The sequence below is a fragment of the Streptomyces virginiae genome (assembly GCF_041432505.1).
Lineage (GTDB): Bacteria > Actinomycetota > Actinomycetes > Streptomycetales > Streptomycetaceae > Streptomyces > Streptomyces virginiae_A.
This window is the reverse complement of sequence record NZ_CP107871.1, coordinates 7,437,849-7,456,018: the sequence shown is the minus strand read 5'-3', so window position 1 is coordinate 7,456,018 and position 18,170 is coordinate 7,437,849. Positions and strand designations below refer to the sequence as shown.

The window sequence follows — 18,170 nt, the reverse complement described above, 5'->3', positions numbered from 1 at the left end:
TCCTTGAACGAACGTCGTGCCTTCCGCATTCCGCCCGTGCGGGGGCGAAGCCGGGACTCCCCGGGCACCGCCTAGAACGGGTGGCCGGCGGGGGTGCTGCGGACCGTGGTCCAGCGCAGTTCCGTGAAGGCGTCCAGGTTCGCCTCGCCGCCGAAGCGGGCACCGGTGCCGGAGGCTCCGACTCCACCGAACGGGGCGACGGCCTCGTCGTTGACCGTCTGGTCGTTGATGTGGGCGATCCCGGTCGGGATCCGATCGGCCAGGTCGAGCCCGCGCGCCGCGTCCCGGGTCACGATGCCGAGGGAGAGGCCGTAGGGGCCCGCCGAAGCCAGCGCCACCGCCTCCTCCTCCGTCGCGAAGGACCGTACGGGCGCCACCGGGCCGAAGACCTCCTCGGCGTAGGCGGGGGTGTCGTCGGCGACGCCGGCCAGGACGGTCGGTCGGTAGAACAGGTCCCGGTGCGTGCCGCCGGCCACGAGCTTGGCCCCCTGCCCGGTGCTGGCCTCCACCAGGGCGTGGACCCGGTCCAGCTGGGCGCGGTCGATCAGCGGGCCCAGGTGGACCCGCTCGCGGTACGGGTCTCCCACGGCCAGTTCCTCGGCGCGCGCGGCGAGCCGCTCGACGTACTCGTCGTAGAGCGAGGCGTGCACGAGGTGCCGCCCGGCGGTCATGCAGATCTGACCCTGGTGGAAGAAGGAGCCCCAGGAGGCCTGGGCCACGGCGGACTCGATGTCGGCGTCGCGGAGCACGACGAGGGCCGAGTTTCCGCCCAACTCCAGGTGGACGCGCTTGAGGTGACGGCCGGCCAGTTCCCCGACGGACCGGCCGGCGGCGGTGGAGCCGGTGAAGGACACCACGCGCACGCGCGGGTCGGCGACCACCGCGGCGCCCGTCCCGGCGCCGCCGGGCAGGACCTGCAGCAGTCCGCCCGGCAGCCCGGCGGCGGCGAAGACCGCGGCGAGGGCGAGCCCGCCGCAGACGGCGGTGCGCCGGTCCGGCTTGAGCAGCACCGCGTTGCCGAGGGCCAGCGCCGGCGCCACCGAGCGGATCGCCAGGATCAGCGGGGCGTTGAAGGGGGCCACGACCCCGACCACGCCGGCCGGCACCCGGCGGGTGAAGGACAACCGCGGCGCCTCGCTCGGCAGCACCTGCCCCGCGGGGCGGGAGGCCAGCGCGGCGGCCTCGTAGCACTCCTGCGCGGCGACGTGCAGCTCGAAGTCGGCCTTGCCGGGTATCGAGCCGGACTCTCGGACCAGCCATTCCCGCAGCTCGTCGGCGTGGGCGGTGAACAGGTCCCCGGCGCGGCGCAGCACGGCCGCCCGCTCCGGGTGGGTGGTGCGCGCCCAGTCCCGCTGCGCCGCGAGGGCCCGTACGGCGGCCTCCGCCACATCGGCGGGAGCGGCGAGGTCGATGGTGGCGAGGGTGCGGCCGGTGGCGGGTTCGACGACCGGGGCGGAGCCGCCGGTGAGGGTGGGTCCGTCCTGCCAGAGCGTCGGATCGAGGAGCGGCATGGCGCGGGGCCTCCGGGTGGGGATGGGCGGGGCGGGGGGCGGCAGCACGCGCCATCGTGCCAGACCGGAGGCTCCACATCTGTTCAGTTATTGGGCAGTTGACGCCGAGCGGTGACCGGAAACGATCGACGCCCGGGTGGCACCGGCCCGGGTCAGCGCTCCAGGACGAGGGCGATGCCCTGCCCGACCCCGATGCACAGGGCCGCCATGCCGGTGCCGGAGCCCGCCGCCGCCAGCTGGTGCGCGACGGAACCCGCCAGGCGGGCGCCCGAGGCGCCGAGCGGATGGCCGATCGCGATGGCGCCGCCCCGAGGGTTGACCACGGCCGGGTCGAGCTCCGGCCAGGCCGCCAGGCAGCCCAACGCCTGTGCGGCGAAAGCCTCGTTCAGTTCGAAGGTGGTCAGATCGGCGAGTTCGCGGCCGGACTTGGCGAGCGCCCGCTGGACGGCGTCGACGGGGCCCAGACCGAAGAGTTGGGGCTCGATCCCGGTGACGGCGGACGCGCTGATCCGGGCGAGCGGCTCCCGGCCGGTGGCCGCCAGACCCGCCTCGTCGGTCAACAGCAGTGCGGCGGCGCCGTCGTTGAGCGGGGAGGCGTTGCCGGCCGTGACCGTGCCGTCCGTCCGGAAGGCCGGCTTCAGCCGGGCCAGCGCCTCCGGCGTGGAACCCTCCCGGATGCACTCGTCCCGCACCAGGTCCGCGCCGGGGTACGGGACGACCTCGTCGGCGTAGAGCCCGGCGGACCAGGCGGCCGCCGCCTTGCGGTGGCTCTCCAGCGCGAAGGCGTCCTGCGCCTCGCGGGTGATGCCGTGCTTGTCCGCGACGAGTTCCGCGCCCTCGCCCAGCGAGCCGGTCCACTCCTCGGGCATGCGCGGGTTGGTCATCCGCCAGCCCAGGGTGGTGGACCACATCTGCTGATGGCCGGCCGGGAAGGCCCGCTCCGGCTTCTGCACGACCCAGGGGGCGCGGCTCATCGACTCGACGCCGCCCGCGATGGCCACGGAGGCGTCACCGAGCGCGATGGCGCGGGCGGCCTGGATCACGGCTTCGAGGCCGGAGCCGCACAGCCGGTTGACGGTGACCCCGGGGACGCTCACCGGCAGCCCGGCCAGCAGCACCGCCATGCGGGCCACGTCCCGGTTGTCCTCGCCGGCCCCGTTGGCGTCGCCGAAGACGACGTCGTCGATGCGGGCCGGGTCGAGGTCCGGCGTACGCTCCACCAGCGCGCGCACGACGTGCGCGGCCAGATCGTCCGGTCGGACCCCGGCGAGGGCGCCGCCGAACTTGCCGATCGGGGTGCGGACGGCGTCGACGACGTAGACGTCGCGGACGGTGCGGATGCTCATGGGGGCTCTCCTGGGCGGATCCGTACGGGCGGTGGCGCGTCGGTGTCGGTGTGGACACCGGGGCACGCCGCCGGGCACGCCCGGTGGGGCGCGCCCGCAGTCTCCGTCCGTACGTCACCGCCTGTCAACGGCCCTCCAGGGGGTGCCCGGCTTCCGGCCCCGCGCCCCGGGCCGTCCGGGCACGGTCAGGTCGACTCCCGGTGGATGGCGGCCGCCGCCATCAGGTCGTGCCGCTCCGTGACCTCCGACGGCTCGCGCACCGCGTGGTCCACCAGCGAGGCCAGGTGGGCGCCGGTCGGCATCTCCAGGCGGACCGTGCTCAGCCGGGGCCGCAGCAGCCGCCCTATGAGCAGGTCGTCGGCGCCGATCACGGCGACGTCCTCGGGGACGCGGAGTCCCTCGTCCTGGAGGGCGCGCATCAGGAGCATCGCGTACTCGTCGTTGTACGCGAACGCCGCGTCCAGCCCGAGCCCGCGCCAGCGGGCGGCGAGATCCGCGGCGGATTCCTCGGAGTAGGCCATCGGGAGGGCCACGACCTCGGCGCCCGGCACCGAGCGGGCGCCCGAGAGCCGGGGCACGGAGAACAGCTCCAGGCCCTCCTCCTCCGGGACGACCACCCCGATCCGCCCGCGCCCGCGCTCGACGAGATGGGCGGCGGCCCGGACTCCGACCTCCTGCTGGTCCATGACGAGGGCGTGCGCCCCGGGCACGCCGACGGGCCCCATGGTGATCACCGCGCGGGCTCCGGCCCGCTTGAGGGTGGCGACGTTGCGCGCCGAGAGGGTGATCTCGCCGAGCGAGATCACGGCCACCGGACGCAGTTCCGCCCAGGCCCGCACGGCCTCGTCGCCGCTGAGTCCGAGGCTCCCGTACTGCACCACCGTGTAGTCGAGGCGGCGCAGCGCCCATTGGAGTTCGTTGAGGAAGGTGCTGTAGAGCGGCCCGATCGGCACGTGGGAGGTGGGCAGCAGCACGATCCTGGTGTGGCCGGCGCGCAGACTACGGGCGGCGGCGTGCGGGACGTAGCCGAGCTCCTCGGCGGCCTCGCGGACCTTGCGGCGGGTCGGCTCGCTGATGCGGACCGCTTCCGCGTTGTTCAGCACGTACGAGACCGTCGCGCGCGAGACACCGGCGAGGCGGGCCACGTCCGCGCTCGTCGGAACGGGCGGCGGCGGGGTGGCCGATCCGGAGGCCGATCCGGAGGCCGGGGCGGGAGGCTTCGGCGTTTTCGATGACTGAGACATTGCCGTGGCATCTTTCCAGACCGATTGCGCCCAAGGGCTGGCGGATGGCCGGAAACGAATGCTACACAGTGGTTACACGAGTCATTGACACGTGTAACCACGGCGTCACATCCCACAACGTCCGATGTGTCGACGCCGTACCCCGCCGTGCCCGCCGCCCTGTCGCGCTCCGTCGCACCCCCGCCGTCGCGACAGGGCGGCGCGCACTCCCGTGCACCCCGGCGCGCCCCACCGCGCCTCCCCTCCCCTTCATCCGCCCGCATCTGCCCAGGAGGGCATCGTGGCCCTTTCCTCCCCCGGCTCCGCCGCCACCACCGACGCGTCCCCGGCACCCGACACCGCGCCCGCGGGCGGCACCGGACCCGGCCCCGCACGCCGTGGTCTGCTGCCCCTGCTGCTCGTCGGCAACAGCGCCATGTACGCCCTCTACATCGGCGTGGCCGGCGTCCTGCTCGCGCTCCAGGTCGAGGACATCGATCCGGCGAACAAAGTGGCGAACTTCGGCCTGATCGCGGGGGTCTCGGCGATCTTCGCCACGGTCTTCAACCCCGTCGCCGGAGCCCTGTCCGACCGCAGCGGACGGCGCAACCCCTGGATCCTCGGCGGTGGACTCGCCGCCGTACCGGCGATGTTCCTGCTGGGCCTCGCCGACACGATCCTGCTGCTCACGATCGCCTGGTGCCTCGGGCAGGCCGTCATGAACGTCTACCAGGCGGCCATCACCTCCGTGGTCCCCGACCGGGTGCCCATGGACGCCCGCGGCAAGGCCTCCGCGGCCGTCGGACTCGGCCTGCCCTTCGGCTCCACCCTCGGCGCGCTCATCGGAGCCGCCTTCTCCGAGGACTACCGCACCGGCTACCTCGTCCTCGGCGCGCTGGTGGCGGGCGCCGCCGTGCTCTTCACCGCCTGCGGCCGCGAGCAGCGGCTCCCGGCCCGCGCCCCGATGCCCGTCAAGGAGCAGCTCGCCGCCTTCACCGGCGCGCTGCGCGACCACGACTTCCGCTGGGCGTTCATCGGGCGGGCGCTGCTCGTCCTCGGCTACTTCGCGGTGAGCGGGTACCAGCTCTACATCCTGCAGGACCACACCGTGCTGCCCGACGGTATGAAGCCGGAGGCCGCGGTGGCGGTGCTGATGCCGCTGACCAGCGTGGCGATGGTCGTCTCCACGGTCCTCGGCGGGTATCTGTCGGACCGGTTCGACCGCCGCAAGCTCTTCGTCGGCGCCTCCGCGCTGCTGTCGGCCGTCGCGCTCGTCATCCCGGCCGTGTCGACCAGCTGGACGGCGATGCTGTGCTTCGCCGCGGTCAACGGGCTCGCGTTCGGGTGCTACATGGCGGTGGACACCGCCCTGGTGACCATGGTGCTGCCCAAGGCCGAGGACGCCGCCCGCGACATGGGCGTGCTCAACATCGCCAACGCCGGACCGCAGATCATCGCGCCGTTCGTCGCCTCGGTGGTCGTCTCGTTCAGCGGCGGGTACACCGCGCTGTTCGTCGTCGCAGCGGTGCTGGCCGTGGCGGGCGCCCTTGCCGTGAAGCCGATCCGCAGCGTGCGCTGACGTACCGGTCGCCGCCGCGCACCGGCGGCCCGCACCTTCCACCCCTCGACCGAACATTCACCGCCGAGAAAGGCACACCGTGCAGCTGCACACCCAGACCTGGGGCGAGGGCGACCGCGTCGCCCTCCTGATCCACGGCATCATGGCCGACCACCGGACCTGGCGCCGGGTCGGCCCCGCCCTCGCCGACCACGGGTACCGCGTCATCGCCGTGGACCTGCGGGGCCACGGCGCCAGCGGCCGCGGCGCGTACAGCCCCGAGCTGTTCGCGGACGACGTGGTCGAGACCCTTCCGGCCGGCGCGGAGCTCGCCATCGGCCACTCCCTGGGCGGCTTGACCCTGTCACTCGCGGTGGACCGGCTGCGGCCGGACCGGGCCGTCTTCTCCGACCCGGCGTTCCATCTGGCCGCCCCCGTCGAGGGTTTCGGCCCGGAGCTGCTCGCGCAGTTCAAGACGGCGACCAAGGAGCAGATCCGGGCGATGAGTCCGCGCTGGGACGAAGTGGACGTCGACATCGAGCTGGAGACGCTCGCGGTGTGGGACGAGCGGACCGCGCTGAGCCTCGCGCCGCTGGTCGGCGCCGACCTGATGCCGGCCGCGCCGGTGGTCCCCTCGCTCGTCCAGCTCGCCGACCCGAGCACCCTGATCACGCGGGAGCGGGCGCAGGTGCTCAAGACCCGCGGTTTCGAGGTGCGTTCGGTCGTCGGGGCGGGACACACCATCCACCGGGACGACTTCGACGGCTTCATGGCCTCCCTGGACGGCTGGCTCTAGAACTACCCGGCCACTCCCCGTTACGGTCACCCTACCGACCGGTAATGGGGAGTGGTTCGCATGTCCGATTCAGCTGTCACGACGGCCGCCGGCCTGGTCGACATGGTCGACGCACTCGCCGAAGGGAGCGTGTCGGCACGGCGGTTGACCGAAGAGGCACTGGGCCGCATCGCCGCGGCCCAGCCGGAGCTCAACGCCTTCCGGACCGTCCGCGCCGAGGCCGCGCTCGCGGAGGCGGACGCGGCCGACCGGCGGCTGGCCGCGGGCGAGCGGCTGCCGCTGCTGGGCGTACCGCTGGCGGTCAAGGACGACATGGACGTGACCGGTGAGCCGACCGCCTTCGGCTGCGCGGGGGCCTTCGCCCCGAAGACCGCCGACAGCGAGGCGGTACGAAGGCTGCGCGCGGCCGGCGCCGTGATCGTCGGCAAGACGCAGACGCCCGAGCTGGGGCAGTGGCCCTTCACCGAGGGCGGGGCCTTCGGCGAGACCCGCAATCCGTGGAACCGCGCCTACACGCCCGGCGGCTCCTCGGGCGGCTCGGCGGCCGCCGTGGCGGCGGGCCTGGTCCCGGCCGCCCTGGGCTCGGACGGGGCCGGGTCGGTCCGGATCCCCGCGGCCTGGACCCATCTGGTGGGGGTGAAGCCCCAGCGCGGGCGCATCTCCACCTGGCCCGAGCCGGAGTCCTTCCACGGGCTCACGGTCAACGGCGTACTGGCCCGCACCGTCGCCGACGCGGCGCTCCTGCTGGACGCGGCGAGCGGCTCGCACCCCGAGGACCTGCACCGCCCGGCGCGCATCTCCGCCGTCGAGGCGGCCCGGCGCACGCCCCGCCGGCTGCGGATCGCGCTCTCGTTCGCGATGGCCTTCACGGCGACGCCCAAGTACCTCGACCCCGAGGTCCGTTCCGCGGTGAAGCGGCTGGCCGCGCGGTTGGAGTCGCTGGGCCACGAGGTGATCCCGGAGGACCCGCGCTACGGCCCGATCGGCCTGACCTTCGTACCCCGCGCGACCAGTGGCGTACGGGACTGGGTGGCGCGGGTGCCCGATCCGGCGCTGCTGGACCCGCGCACGCACGAGGCCGTCCGCACGGGCCGTGTCCTGGGCGGGCTCGCCCTGCGGACCTCCCGGCGGGCGGAGACGGTGCTGCGGCGGCGGGTCGGCGAGATCTTCGGCCGCTTCGACGTGGTGCTGACCCCGACGACGGCCACTCCACCGCTGCGGATCGGCGCCCTGGCCGGGCTCGGGGCCATGGCCACGGACCGGGCGATGATCGCGGCCTGCCCGTACGCCTGGACGTGGAACGTGCTGGGCTGGCCGGGGGTGAACATTCCGGCGGGCCTCACGGCCGACGGACTCCCGGTGGGCGCCCAACTGCTGGGCCCGGCCGACTCGGAGCCGCTGCTGCTGGGGCTGGCCGCGCAGGTGGAGGCGGCGGAGGACTGGTCGGCGCTGCGGCCGGGCCGGTAGCGGGACCCGCACCCCTGGCCCGCACCCCCTCCCTGTAAGTTCCCATGAGGAACTATCGAGTGTCACATCATCGGAAGGGGCGACACGACCATGACCGCGCAGACATGGACGGCCGTTGACGAGTACTTCGACGGATTGCTGGTCGGGGAGGACGAGGCCTTGGCCGCCGCGGCCGCCGACTCCGAGGCCGCCGGCCTGCCCGCCCACCAGGTGGCCCCCAACCAGGGCAAACTGCTGAACCTCCTCGCCCGCGTGCGCGGCGCCCGCCGCATCCTGGAGATCGGCACCCTGGGCGGCTACAGCACCATCTGGCTGGCCCGCGCGCTCCCGAGCGACGGGCGGCTCGTCACGCTGGAGGTCGACGAGCGGTGCGCCGACGTCGCGGCCGCCAACATCACCCGGGCCGGGCTGGACCACGTCGTCGAGATCCGGCGCGGCCGCGCCGTCGACCTGCTGCCCGCGCTCACCGACGAAGCGCCGTTCGACCTGGTCTTCATCGACGCCGACAAGCCGTCCAATCCCGCATACCTGCGGTGGGCCCTCGAACTGACCCGGCCCGGCAGCCTCATCATCGGCGACAACGTCGTCCGCGACGGCGCCGTCGTCGACGAGGACAGCAGCGACCCGCGCGTCCAGGGCGTGCGCCGGTTCACCGAACTCATCGCCGAGCACCCGCGGTTGACCGCCACCGCCCTGCAGACCGTCGGCAGCAAGGGTTACGACGGATTCATCATGGCCCTGGTCACCGACTGAACCGCGGCGCGGGCGCGGGCACCCGCCTCCTCCACCGGGGCCACGGCAACCAGTAGCCTCACCCGGATGACGGCACTTTCCCACCACAGCAACGGCCCCATCGAGCAGCCCGGGCGCGACGGCGACACCGCGACCACGGAGGCGAATCCGCGTGCCATCGGCCCGGTGCGGACCGAGTACGCCCCGGACCCCGACGGCGATCCCGACCCCGGCGAGATCGTGTGGACCTGGGTCCCCTTCGAGGAGAACGACGGGCGCGGCAAGGACCGTCCCGTGCTGGTCGTGGCCCGGGAGGCGGGCGGGCGGACCCTGCTCGCCGTCCAACTGTCGAGCAAGCGGCACGACCACGACCGGGAGTGGGTGCCGATCGGGACGGGTCCGTGGGACAGCGCCGGGCGCGAGTCCTGGGTGGACGTGGACCGGGTGCTGCGGGTCCACGAGTCGGGGATGCGCCGCGAGGCCTGCGCGCTGGACCGCGGCCGCTTCGACCTGGTCGTGGACCGGCTTCGCGAGCGCTACGGCTGGCAATAGCGCTCGTGGGGCCCGGCGGTGGTCGCGTGCGCACCCGCGGCCACCGTCCGGGGCGGATCCCACCTCCTGGCTCCCTGCCCCGGACCCTCCTGGCGATCTCCCGGGGAGTGTTCTGCCGGTCGTGCCAGGGTCCGCCCTGATCGGCGCGACACCCCCTAGGGTGGGGCCCGTAGGCGGACACAGGGAGTAGCGAACATGCGAATAGAACGACACAGGGTGAGCGAGGCCGCCCTCGTGGGGGTGCGCGAGGACTTCGCGAACCGGATGATCTCCGACGTGTACTCCAGGTCCCGGGGCGGCCGGATCGACGCCTACGCCTGGTGGGAGATCACGCTGCAGTTCCTCGACGGCCTGGGTGCGTTCTCCGCGGTGACCCCCGACCTCGACACTCCGGAGGCCAGGGCGATCCTGGACGACGCGGCCGAAGCGGCCGCCGGCGCCGTGTCGTTCGCCGCCTACTACCCGAACGCGTACTTCCACGTCTTCCTGACCTACGTCGACCTCGGACTCGACTACGACGCCGACCCGGACGGCAGCCCGCAGCCGGTGAGCGCCGCCCGCTGGATCGACGCGTTCTGCCTGGCGGTCCTCGCCGACAAGGTCGAACGGCACGGCGAGGCCTTCCATTTCGCCCGCCGGGCACCGCAGCGGGCCGGCGGGCCCGGGCTCCCGTCGGTGGAACTGATCAACGGCCTGCTGGCGTACGTCAGCGGGGATCTCGGGGACGACGAGCAGAAGTTCCCGCCCTCCCCGCAGCAGACGCTGGCCGCGTTGGACGCCGCGCTGGGCCGGGTCGCCGATCGGCGGGCGGGAGCCCGGGCCGCGGCCGCCGAACCCGTGACCGCCGAGATCGCCGAAGCGGCCGACCCCGCCACCGGTGCGCTCCGTGCGCTGCGCGCCCTGGCCGCCCGGGACCGCGAGGCCTTCGGCGTCGAGCTGACCGCGCTGCTGCTGCCGTACTCCGACCTGCGGGACCCGCGGGCCGAACCGCGCACGCTGCTGCCCCTGCTGCCGCTCGCGCTGGCCGCGCTCGGCCACCGTCGCGAGGGCTGGCGGCCGCCGGTCGAGTCGGGCTACCTGCCGCGGGCGCTGGTCACCGGCTTCGAGACGTCGGCGCCGCGCGTGGGCCCGTACGGGCGTGAGCGGCGTGCGGACGCCGTGGCGGCCCTGGCGGCGGGCCCGCTGGTCGTCGAGCGCCCTGACATGCCGGAGGCCGCCGGGCACGCCGAGTATCTGGTGCGTGAGCTGTACGAGGCCGTCCGCACGGGGGGCGGGGCGGCGGGCTCCGTCCGGTCGGACCGCCCGCTCGGCCCCGGGTACTGGTACGAGGCGGTGAAGCGCGCCCTGATCACCGGCAACCGTGCGGAACTCGCCCCGCTCGTCCTCAGCGGCCCCGGCGCCCTGGAGGCGGACCGGTCCGCCTTCGCCTCGTACCGGCAGGCCCTGCACGACTACCTGCGGGGCGAGGACCCGGAGCCCGCCACGGACCGGGCCGTCGCCGACGTGAAGCAGATCCGGGAGTGGGGGTTCGCCCCGTCGCCGGCCGTGCTCTTCTCGCAGCTGGTGGAGGGCGACGAGGAGAGCTTCAACCTGGCTCTGGCCGACGCCCTGGAGGCCCATCGCGACCACCACTCGGTGGGCGACCGGCTCGTCGGCGCCGGGGCGGACGCCGCGGTCGACTTCGACATCCTGGCACTGGCCTGCCACGCCCGCCGCCGGGGCTGGCGGATCCGGGTCTCGTCGGCGTATCTGCCGGAGATCCTGCTGGGAGCGGCGCAACCGTTCTGAGCGCGGCGGACCGGGCCGACCCCGCCTGATCCGAAAGGCGGGTCCTTAGGTCGGGAAGGCCCGCTCGAAGGCCTCGCGGGTGGTGGGGTCGCGGTCGAGGATGCCGAAGACGACCTGCTCGAAGACTCCGGCGAACCGGTTGGCGAGCAGGCTCCGGAAGGCTTCGGCGACCTGTGCCGGGTCGTTGCGGAACACCCCGCAGCCCCACGCCCCCAGAACCAGTCGGCGGTATCCGTGCAGGGCCGCCACCTCCAGGACGAGCTCGGCGCGCCGCGCCAGCGCCGCCGGGATCTCGGCGATCCGCTCCGGCTCCTGCCGGCGGATCGTGCCCGCGTTCGGCGCCGGCGAGGTGAGGAACCCGACCCGGAACGGGGTCTCCAGCAATCCGCCGCGGTCGTCGCGGAAGACCGGGACCCCGGGCGAGTGAATCACCCGGTCGGTGTAGAAGGTGCTGCGCTCCGCGCGGTGGATCTCGTAGTACTCCGGAGCTTCGAGCAGGGTCTCGTACAGCGCCGAGGCACGGCACAGCGCCTCCTCCTGCGCCTTGGCCCCGCGGACGTAACCACCCCCGGGGTTACGGGCCGAGGCGAAGTTCAGGACCGCGACGGGAGACGGCTCCGGGTGGTCCGGGGTGGGCGTCGCGAGCCTGCGCGCGGCGACCGTGCTGCTCTCCGCGGTGACCTCGACGACCGTCGCACCGCCACCGGAAGGGGTCCTTTCATCTGGAATGACTCGGTTTGGTCCATATATCCTGGTTCCTGCCTTGGCTTCCGCCAGGGCGGCGGCCAGCGGAATCTGCCGTCCCGCCCGCGTCCGGTACCCCCCGGCCGCCAGGATCTCCGCGTTCTCCCGCGCGATCTCGCGCAATCTGCTGCTCACGTCGCCATCCTCCGCATCGCGATTCCCGGCGGCAAAGGAATTTGTGCCCCGAGGAGGGGTAGGCACGGGTGATGTCACGACCGACGACAGGAGACGAGGATCCGGTATGTCCCAGGACTCGACCGCTCCCCCACCCCCGCCCGGCCCGACCCCCGTGCCCTCGATCAGCGAGACGCAGGCCGAGGACCTGATCCACGGCATCTGCTTCAAGACCGGCCCGCCCCGCCTGCTCGGCGCCGAGCTCGAATGGCTGGTCCTGGACGCCGAGCGTCCCGATCTGCCGGTGCCGCCCGAGCGGCTACGGGCCGCCCACGCCGCGGCCCGGGCACTTCCCCTGCACTCCCGGGTGACCGTCGAACCCGGCGGGCAGCTCGAACTCAGCTCGGCCCCCGCCACCTCCCTCACGGGCTGCGTGGACGACCTGCAGGCCGACCTCACGGCCGTACGCACCGCCCTGCTGGACCAGGGCCTGGTCCTGCGGGGCCTCGGCCGCGACCCCCGCCTCCCGTACCGCCGGCTGCTGAACAGCCCGCGCTACGACGCGATGGAGGCCTACTTCGACCGGACCGGACCGGCCGGGCGCGCCATGATGTGCGCCTCCGCCTCCGTGCAGGTCTGCGTGGACGCCGGGTACGAGGAGCCGGGCGTGCTCGGCCACGGCCGGCGCTGGCGCCTCGCACACCTGCTGGGCGCGGTCCTGGTGGCCGCCTTCGCCAACTCGCCCGCGCACGAAGGCCCGTACGCCGGCTGGCGCTGTGCCCGCCAGGGGATCTGGAGCGATCTGGACACCCGACGTTCCCTCGCCCCGCCGTTGGACGCGGAACCCCGCGGCGCGTGGACCCGGCAGGCCCTGGACACCGAGGTGATGTGCGTCCGGTCCTACGAGGGCGACGGTTCGTGGGAAGCCCCGCCCGGTACGACCTTCCGCGACTGGCTGCGCACGGGCGGGCGCTCCGGGCTGCGGGCACCCACCGCCGAGGACCTGGACTACCACCTGACCACCCTCTTCCCGCCGGTCCGGCCGCGCGGTCACCTGGAGCTGCGGATGATCGACGCGCAGTCCGGCGACGACGGCTGGCTGGTCCCGGTGGCCGTCGTGCACGCGCTGTTCGACGACCCCGAGGCCACCGAGACCGCGTACCGGGTGACGAAGGCGCTGGCCGACTCCTACGGAACCGGGCCCGCGCCCCGCAATCGGCTCTGGCGGTCGGCGGCCCGGCACGGTCTGGCCGATCCGGAGCTGCGGGCTTCCGCGAAGGCCTGTTTCCGTGCGGCCGCGGAAGCGCTGCCCCGGCTCGGCGCGAGCACGCACCTGCGGGACACCGTCGGCGCCTTCACCGAACGCTACGTACTACGCGGCCGATGTCCGGCCGACGACGCGTCCACGCAGGTGCTCACCGGAAAAGAGGTCCGCCGATGACCACCGGATCCCCCTCCGCCCCTCTCTCCGACTCCGCAACCGCCTCCCGACTGCGGGAGCGGGCGGCAGCGGCCCTGACCGCGGCACGGATACGCACGGCCGGCCTCACCGACGCCGTGACCGACGAGGACCTCACCGCGCAGCATTCCCCGCTCATGTCGCCGCTGGTCTGGGACCTGGCGCACATCGGGAACCAGGAAGAGCTGTGGCTGCTCCAGCGCGTCGCCGGACGCGAGTCGATGCGCCCGGAGATCGAGCCCCTCTACGACGCCTTCCAACACCCTCGCGCCGAACGGCCCAAGCTGCCGCTGCTCGGGCCCGCCGAGGCCCGCCGGTACGCGGCCGAGGTGCGCGGCCGGGTCTTCGACCTGCTGGACAGCACGCCGTTGGAGGGCGGCACGCTCCTCGACGACGGATTCGCCTTCGGGATGATCGCCCAGCACGAGCAGCAGCACGACGAGACCATGCTGATCACCCATCAGCTGCGGCGGGGCGCTCCCGTGCTGACCGCCCCGGAGCCGGACGGCCCCTACGATCCCTCGCCCGCCGCCGAGGTCCTGGTCCCCGGAGGCCCGTTCACGATGGGCACCTCCACCGAGCCCTGGTCGTTGGACAACGAGCGTCCGTCGCACGTGCGGGACACCGCTCCCTTCTGGATCGACACCGTGCCGGTGACGAACGCCGCGTACCTGGCGTTCATCGCCGACGGCGGCTACCGCGATGCACGCTGGTGGGCGGCGCCGGGCTGGGAGCAGATCCGCGAGCACTCCATCGAGGCCCCGCTGTTCTGGCACCAGGAAGCCGGCCAGTGGCTGCGCCGCCGCTTCGGGGTGATCGAGCCGGTACCGGCAGAAGAACCGGTTCTGCACGTCAGCTGGTACGAGGCGGACGCCTACGCCCGCTGGGCGGGGCGGCGGCTGCCCACCGAGACGGAATGGGAGAAGGCCGCCCGGCACGACCCGGCGACCGGCCGCTCCACCCGCTACCCGTGGGGCGACGCCGACCCGACCCCCGCACACGCCAACCTCGGGCAGCGGCACCTGCGCCCGGCCCGCGCGGGCAGCTACCCGGCCGGGGCCTCACCGCTCGGGGTGCGCCAACTGATCGGCGACGTGTGGGAGTGGACCGCCTCCGATTTCCTGCCGTACCCGGGATTCCGGGCCTTCCCGTACCGGGAGTACTCGGAGGTGTTCTTCGGCCCCGAGCACAAGGTGCTGCGCGGCGGCTCCTTCGCCGTGGACCCGGTGGCCTGCCGGGGCACCTTCCGCAACTGGGACCTTCCGGTGCGACGGCAGATCTTCGCCGGTTTCCGGACCGCGAGGGACGTCTGATGTGCCGCCATCTCGCCTATCTGGGGCCGGTGGTGGCGCTCGGGGAGGTGCTGAGCGAGCCGGAACACTCACTGGTGCGCCAGTCCTGGGAGCCGCTCCGCCAACGGTCCGGGACGGTCAACGCCGACGGCTTCGGCATCGGCTGGTACGCGGAAGGCGATCCGGTGCCCGCCCGCTACCGGCGCTCCGGGCCCATCTGGGGCGACCTGACCTTCACCGATCTCGCCCGGGTGGTCCGCAGCGGGGCCGCGCTGGCGGCCGTACGCGACGCCACGGATCCCGGGGCGGACGGGGAGGCTGCGGCCGCACCGTTCGCGGACGGGCCGTGGCTGTTCAGCCACAACGGCGCGCTACGCGGCTGGCCCGAGTCCGCCGCCCCGCTCGCCGCCGGGCTGCCGCCCGCGGCGCTGCTCCGGCTGGCCGCGCGCACCGACTCGGCGCTGGTCTGGGCACTGGTCCTGCACCGGCTGCGGGCCGGGGACGACCTGGGCACCGCGCTCGCCGAGCCGGTCCGGGAGCTGGCCTCGGCCGCTCCCGGCTCCCGGTTGAACCTGCTGCTCACGGACGGCGTCACGATCGCCGCGACGGCCTGGGGCGATTCGCTCTGGTACCTGGCCGACGTACAGCGGCGGCGCACCGTGGTGGCCTCCGAGCCGTACGACGACGACACCCGGTGGCGCGAAGTGCCCGACCGGACCCTGCTGACCGCCACCCGCACGAGGGTCGAACTGACCCCGCTCAAGGAGAACTCCCCGTGAACGACTTTCAGTTGACCCGGACACTCGACGAGCACGCAGCGGAGACCGCGCTGCGCAAGGACGTGCTGCACGGGCTGACCCACACCCCGAAGATCCTGCCGCCCAAGTGGTTCTACGACGCCCGGGGCAGTGAGCTCTTCGAGGAGATCACCCGGTTGTCCGAGTACTACCCGACGCGCGCGGAGCGGGAGATCCTGCTGGAGCGGGCGCGGGAGATCGCCGGCGAGAGCGGCGCCCGCACCCTGGTGGAGCTGGGTTCCGGGTCCTCGGAGAAGACCCGGCACCTCATCGAGGCGATGCCCGCGCTGGACACGTACGTTCCGGTGGACGTGAGCGAGAGCGCGCTGCGGGGGGCGGCCGAGACGCTGCTGGCGGAACATCCGGGGCTGCGGGTGCACGCCCTGCTGGCCGACTTCACGCGTGCGCTGCGGTTGCCGGACTCCCCCGGGCCACGGCTGGTGGTGTTCCTGGGCGGCACGATCGGGAATCTGTTGCCGCCGGAGCGGGCGGTGTTCCTGGCGTCCGTCCGGGCGATGCTGTCGCCCGGGGACGCGCTGCTGATGGGGACGGACCTGGTGAAGGACGAGGCCGTGCTGGTGGCGGCGTACGACGACGCGCGAGGGGTGACCGCCGAGTTCAACAAGAACGTGCTCGCGGTCATCAACCGGGAATTGGGGGCGGACTTCCACACGGCCGACTTCGCGCACGTGGCGGTGTGGAACAAGGAGCAGGAATGGATCGAGATGCGGCTGCGGGCCCGCTCGGACCTGGTGGTGAAGATCCGGGCGCTGGATCTGGTGGTGCCGTTCGCGGCGGGCGAGGAGATCCTGACGGAGGTCTCCGCGAAGTTCCGTCAGGAGGGCGTGCGCAAGGAGCTGGCCGCGGCCGGGCTGGAGCTGACCCAGTGGTGGACGGACGCGGCGGGCCGGTTCGCGCTGTCCCTGTCGGTCGCCGGCGGCCTGCCCGGCTGAGCGGGCACGCCCGGTAGCGGGTTCAGGGTGGTGGTGATCGCGGCTCCGGCCCCGGGGCCGACGATCGCCCGCTGAGCCGCTGCCGCGAGGTCCCGCCGGTGCGCGTATCGGCCCGGCGGGATCCGCGGCAGCAGCGTGACCTCGGCCCGCACCCCGCGGGCCCGGGCGATCCGCCACAGCGAGGCGGTCAGCGGGTCGTCCCCGACGAAGGCGGGCGCCCCGGCCGGACTCCCGTCGCACCGCAGATACCTCAGGCGCAGGGGCTGTACGGGGACCCGCGCGTCCAGGGCGGCCTGGAAGGCGGCCCGGCGGAAGGTGCCCTGGGCCCGCCCGCACCAGGTGGAACCCTCGGGGAAGACGGTGACCCGGTCCCCGGCCAGCAGGGCCGCGGTGACGGCCCCGACGGTGGTGGGCAGGGCGCGGATCCGGTCGCGCTCGATGAACAGGGTGCCGGCCTGTCCGGCGAGGCGCCCGAGCACGGGCCACGCCCGGATGTCGCTCTTGGCCAGCATCCGGCAGGGCAGGGCGGCGGCCACCAGCGGGATGTCCAACCAGGAGATGTGGTTGGCGACCAGGAGCCGGCCGCCGCCCGGCCCCGGGCTGCCGTGCACGGTGATCCGTATCCCGAAGGCCCGTACGAGCGCGGCCGACCAGGCCCGTACGACCGCGTGCCGGGGCCGGGCCGGCAGCAGCCGGGCCGGCGGGGCGCCCAGGATCCCCAGCAGGATCAGGACGACGGCGGCGACGAGTCTGAGCATCGCCCGGGGAACGCTCGCGGTGTCCCCCTCGTGGCCGGCGCAGGCCTCGGGGGTGCAGGGCGAGGTGGGCAGCCAGACGCTCATGCGCCCGGGACGAGCGAACGGAAGTGCTTGAGGTAGCGCGGGTTGGTCCGGCGCAGGGAGAGCAGCACGTACAGGTCGGCGCAGCCGAACTCGGCGTCGAGGGCGGGCTCGCCGCACACCCAGGCGCCGAGGCGGAGGTAGCCGCGCAGCAGCGGGGGCAGCTCCATGCGGTCGGGGAAGGTGATGCCCTCGGGGCTCCAGGAGAGGTGGGGGGTGACCCGGTACTCCTCGGGGGCGAGGCTGCGGGTCAGGGCGGTCTCGCGGGTGGCGGCGGCCAGGACCCCGCCGTCGGTGAGCGGTATCGAGCAGCAGCCGGCGAGCCAGTTGTGCCCGGTGCGGTCCATGTAGTGGGCGAGGCCGGCCCAGATGAGGGCGATGACGGCGCCGTTGCGGTGGTCGGGGTGGACGCAGGAGCGGCCGACCTCGACGAGGTCGGGGCGGATGGGGGCGAGGGCCGAGAGGTCGAATTCCCCCTCGGAGTAGAGGCGGCCGGCGACGGCGGCGCGCTCCGGGGGCAGCAGCCGGTAGGTGCCGACGACCTGCCCGGTCTCCTCGTCGACGACGAGGAGGTGGTCGCAGTACGCGTCGAAGGCGTCGGCGTCGAGGCCGGGCTCGGGCCCGTCCAGGCGGGCGCCGAGCTCGCCCGCGAAGACCTGGTGGCGCAGGCGCTGGGCGGCGCGCACCTCGTCCTCGTCGCGGGCGAGGCGGACGGCGTAGCGGGGCCCTTCGGCCGGCGCGCCGGGCGCCGCGACGTGGGCCCTGACGGGGGCGAGGCGAGTGGCGGGCGCGGCCGCGGGGGCGGGCGCGGCCGCGGGGGCGGCTGTGGGGGCGGGGGCCGGCGCCGAGGCGGGGAGGGGGGACGGGGACAGGGGTGCGATGGTCATGGCGGCTCCTGATCCGGGCACGGAGGGCCGGGCCCGCAGGTGCGTGGCCTGGCTCCTTTACTTCTTCCGTGGCCGGCTGGATTCGACATGACCGCTCAGCGGCCCTTGGATG

General features: G+C 74.1%; 16 protein-coding genes. 10 read left to right on the top strand and 6 right to left on the bottom strand.

Features of this window, described 5'->3' with window-relative positions:
- Positions 1 to 71 precede the first annotated feature (71 nt).
- From OG624_RS34265 to OG624_RS34255, 3 genes are all read right to left on the bottom strand, one after another.
- Positions 72 to 1,511 (bottom strand): aldehyde dehydrogenase family protein, encoded by a 1,440-nt coding sequence (locus tag OG624_RS34265; protein ID WP_033226460.1) that lies wholly within the window; start codon positions 1,509 to 1,511, stop codon positions 72 to 74.
- A gap of 152 nt (positions 1,512 to 1,663) precedes the next feature.
- Entirely contained in the window at positions 1,664 to 2,857 is a 1,194-nt protein-coding gene (locus tag OG624_RS34260; RefSeq protein ID WP_266354587.1) for a thiolase family protein, read from the bottom strand.
- Positions 2,858 to 3,042: 185 nt separating this feature from the next.
- The gene (locus OG624_RS34255) at positions 3,043 to 4,101 is read right to left on the bottom strand and encodes a LacI family DNA-binding transcriptional regulator (protein WP_371640235.1); all 1,059 of its coding nucleotides are present in this window, start codon (positions 4,099 to 4,101) and stop codon (positions 3,043 to 3,045) included.
- Positions 4,102 to 4,381: 280 nt separating this feature from the next.
- On the opposite strand from OG624_RS34255, the gene OG624_RS34250 reads away from it, so the two are divergent.
- The 6 genes from OG624_RS34250 to OG624_RS34225 all read left to right on the top strand — a co-directional run bounded on the left by OG624_RS34250 (position 4,382) and on the right by OG624_RS34225 (position 10,973).
- A complete protein-coding gene (locus OG624_RS34250) occupies positions 4,382 to 5,659 on the top strand; it encodes an MFS transporter (protein ID WP_371640234.1) in 1,278 nt (425 codons plus the stop codon).
- Positions 5,660 to 5,738: 79 nt separating this feature from the next.
- Positions 5,739 to 6,434: an alpha/beta fold hydrolase gene (locus OG624_RS34245; protein ID WP_371640233.1), complete on the top strand. Its 696-nt coding sequence runs from the start codon at positions 5,739 to 5,741 to the stop codon at positions 6,432 to 6,434.
- A 60-nt stretch (positions 6,435 to 6,494) separates the two neighbouring features.
- The gene (locus OG624_RS34240) at positions 6,495 to 7,901 is read left to right on the top strand and encodes an amidase (RefSeq protein WP_033226451.1); all 1,407 of its coding nucleotides are present in this window, start codon (positions 6,495 to 6,497) and stop codon (positions 7,899 to 7,901) included.
- Between the two features lie 90 nt (positions 7,902 to 7,991).
- A complete protein-coding gene (locus OG624_RS34235) occupies positions 7,992 to 8,654 on the top strand; it encodes an O-methyltransferase (protein ID WP_326749592.1) in 663 nt (220 codons plus the stop codon).
- A 66-nt stretch (positions 8,655 to 8,720) separates the two neighbouring features.
- A complete protein-coding gene (locus tag OG624_RS34230; protein ID WP_033226448.1) occupies positions 8,721 to 9,185 on the top strand; it encodes a type II toxin-antitoxin system PemK/MazF family toxin in 465 nt (154 codons plus the stop codon).
- Positions 9,186 to 9,380: 195 nt separating this feature from the next.
- Complete coding sequence (locus tag OG624_RS34225; RefSeq protein ID WP_326749590.1) at positions 9,381 to 10,973, top strand: immunity 49 family protein; 1,593 nt, start codon at positions 9,381 to 9,383, stop codon at positions 10,971 to 10,973.
- Positions 10,974 to 11,018: 45 nt separating this feature from the next.
- On the opposite strand, the gene OG624_RS34220 is transcribed toward OG624_RS34225, so the two are convergent.
- Positions 11,019 to 11,852, bottom strand: coding sequence for a TIGR02452 family protein (locus OG624_RS34220; RefSeq protein WP_371640232.1), 834 nt, complete (start codon positions 11,850 to 11,852; stop codon positions 11,019 to 11,021).
- A gap of 106 nt (positions 11,853 to 11,958) precedes the next feature.
- Here OG624_RS34220 and egtA point away from each other — a divergent pair, with 106 nt between their 5' ends.
- Genes egtA through egtD form a run of 4 tightly spaced genes read left to right on the top strand, consistent with a single transcriptional unit; the run spans position 11,959 to position 16,332 of the window.
- Complete coding sequence (gene egtA / locus OG624_RS34215; protein ID WP_371640231.1) at positions 11,959 to 13,272, top strand: ergothioneine biosynthesis glutamate--cysteine ligase EgtA; 1,314 nt, start codon at positions 11,959 to 11,961, stop codon at positions 13,270 to 13,272.
- Positions 13,269 to 14,603 (top strand): ergothioneine biosynthesis protein EgtB, encoded by a 1,335-nt coding sequence (gene egtB, locus OG624_RS34210; RefSeq protein ID WP_371640230.1) that lies wholly within the window; start codon positions 13,269 to 13,271, stop codon positions 14,601 to 14,603. The genes egtA and egtB overlap by 4 nt, the downstream gene beginning before the upstream one ends.
- Entirely contained in the window at positions 14,603 to 15,361 is a 759-nt protein-coding gene (gene egtC, locus OG624_RS34205; RefSeq protein WP_266354604.1) for an ergothioneine biosynthesis protein EgtC, read from the top strand. The genes egtB and egtC overlap by 1 nt, the downstream gene beginning before the upstream one ends.
- Entirely contained in the window at positions 15,358 to 16,332 is a 975-nt protein-coding gene (gene egtD, locus OG624_RS34200; protein WP_033226441.1) for an L-histidine N(alpha)-methyltransferase, read from the top strand. The genes egtC and egtD overlap by 4 nt, the downstream gene beginning before the upstream one ends.
- On the opposite strand, the gene OG624_RS34195 is transcribed toward egtD, so the two are convergent.
- Positions 16,215 to 17,174, bottom strand: a complete 960-nt coding sequence (locus tag OG624_RS34195; RefSeq protein ID WP_371640229.1) for a lysophospholipid acyltransferase family protein — start codon at positions 17,172 to 17,174, stop codon at positions 16,215 to 16,217. The two genes, egtD and OG624_RS34195, sit on opposite strands and share 118 nt — an antisense overlap.
- A complete protein-coding gene (locus OG624_RS34190) occupies positions 17,171 to 18,058 on the bottom strand; it encodes a GNAT family N-acetyltransferase (RefSeq protein WP_371640228.1) in 888 nt (295 codons plus the stop codon). Before OG624_RS34190 ends, OG624_RS34195 begins: the two co-directional genes overlap by 4 nt.
- Between the last annotated feature and the right edge of the window lie 112 nt (positions 18,059 to 18,170).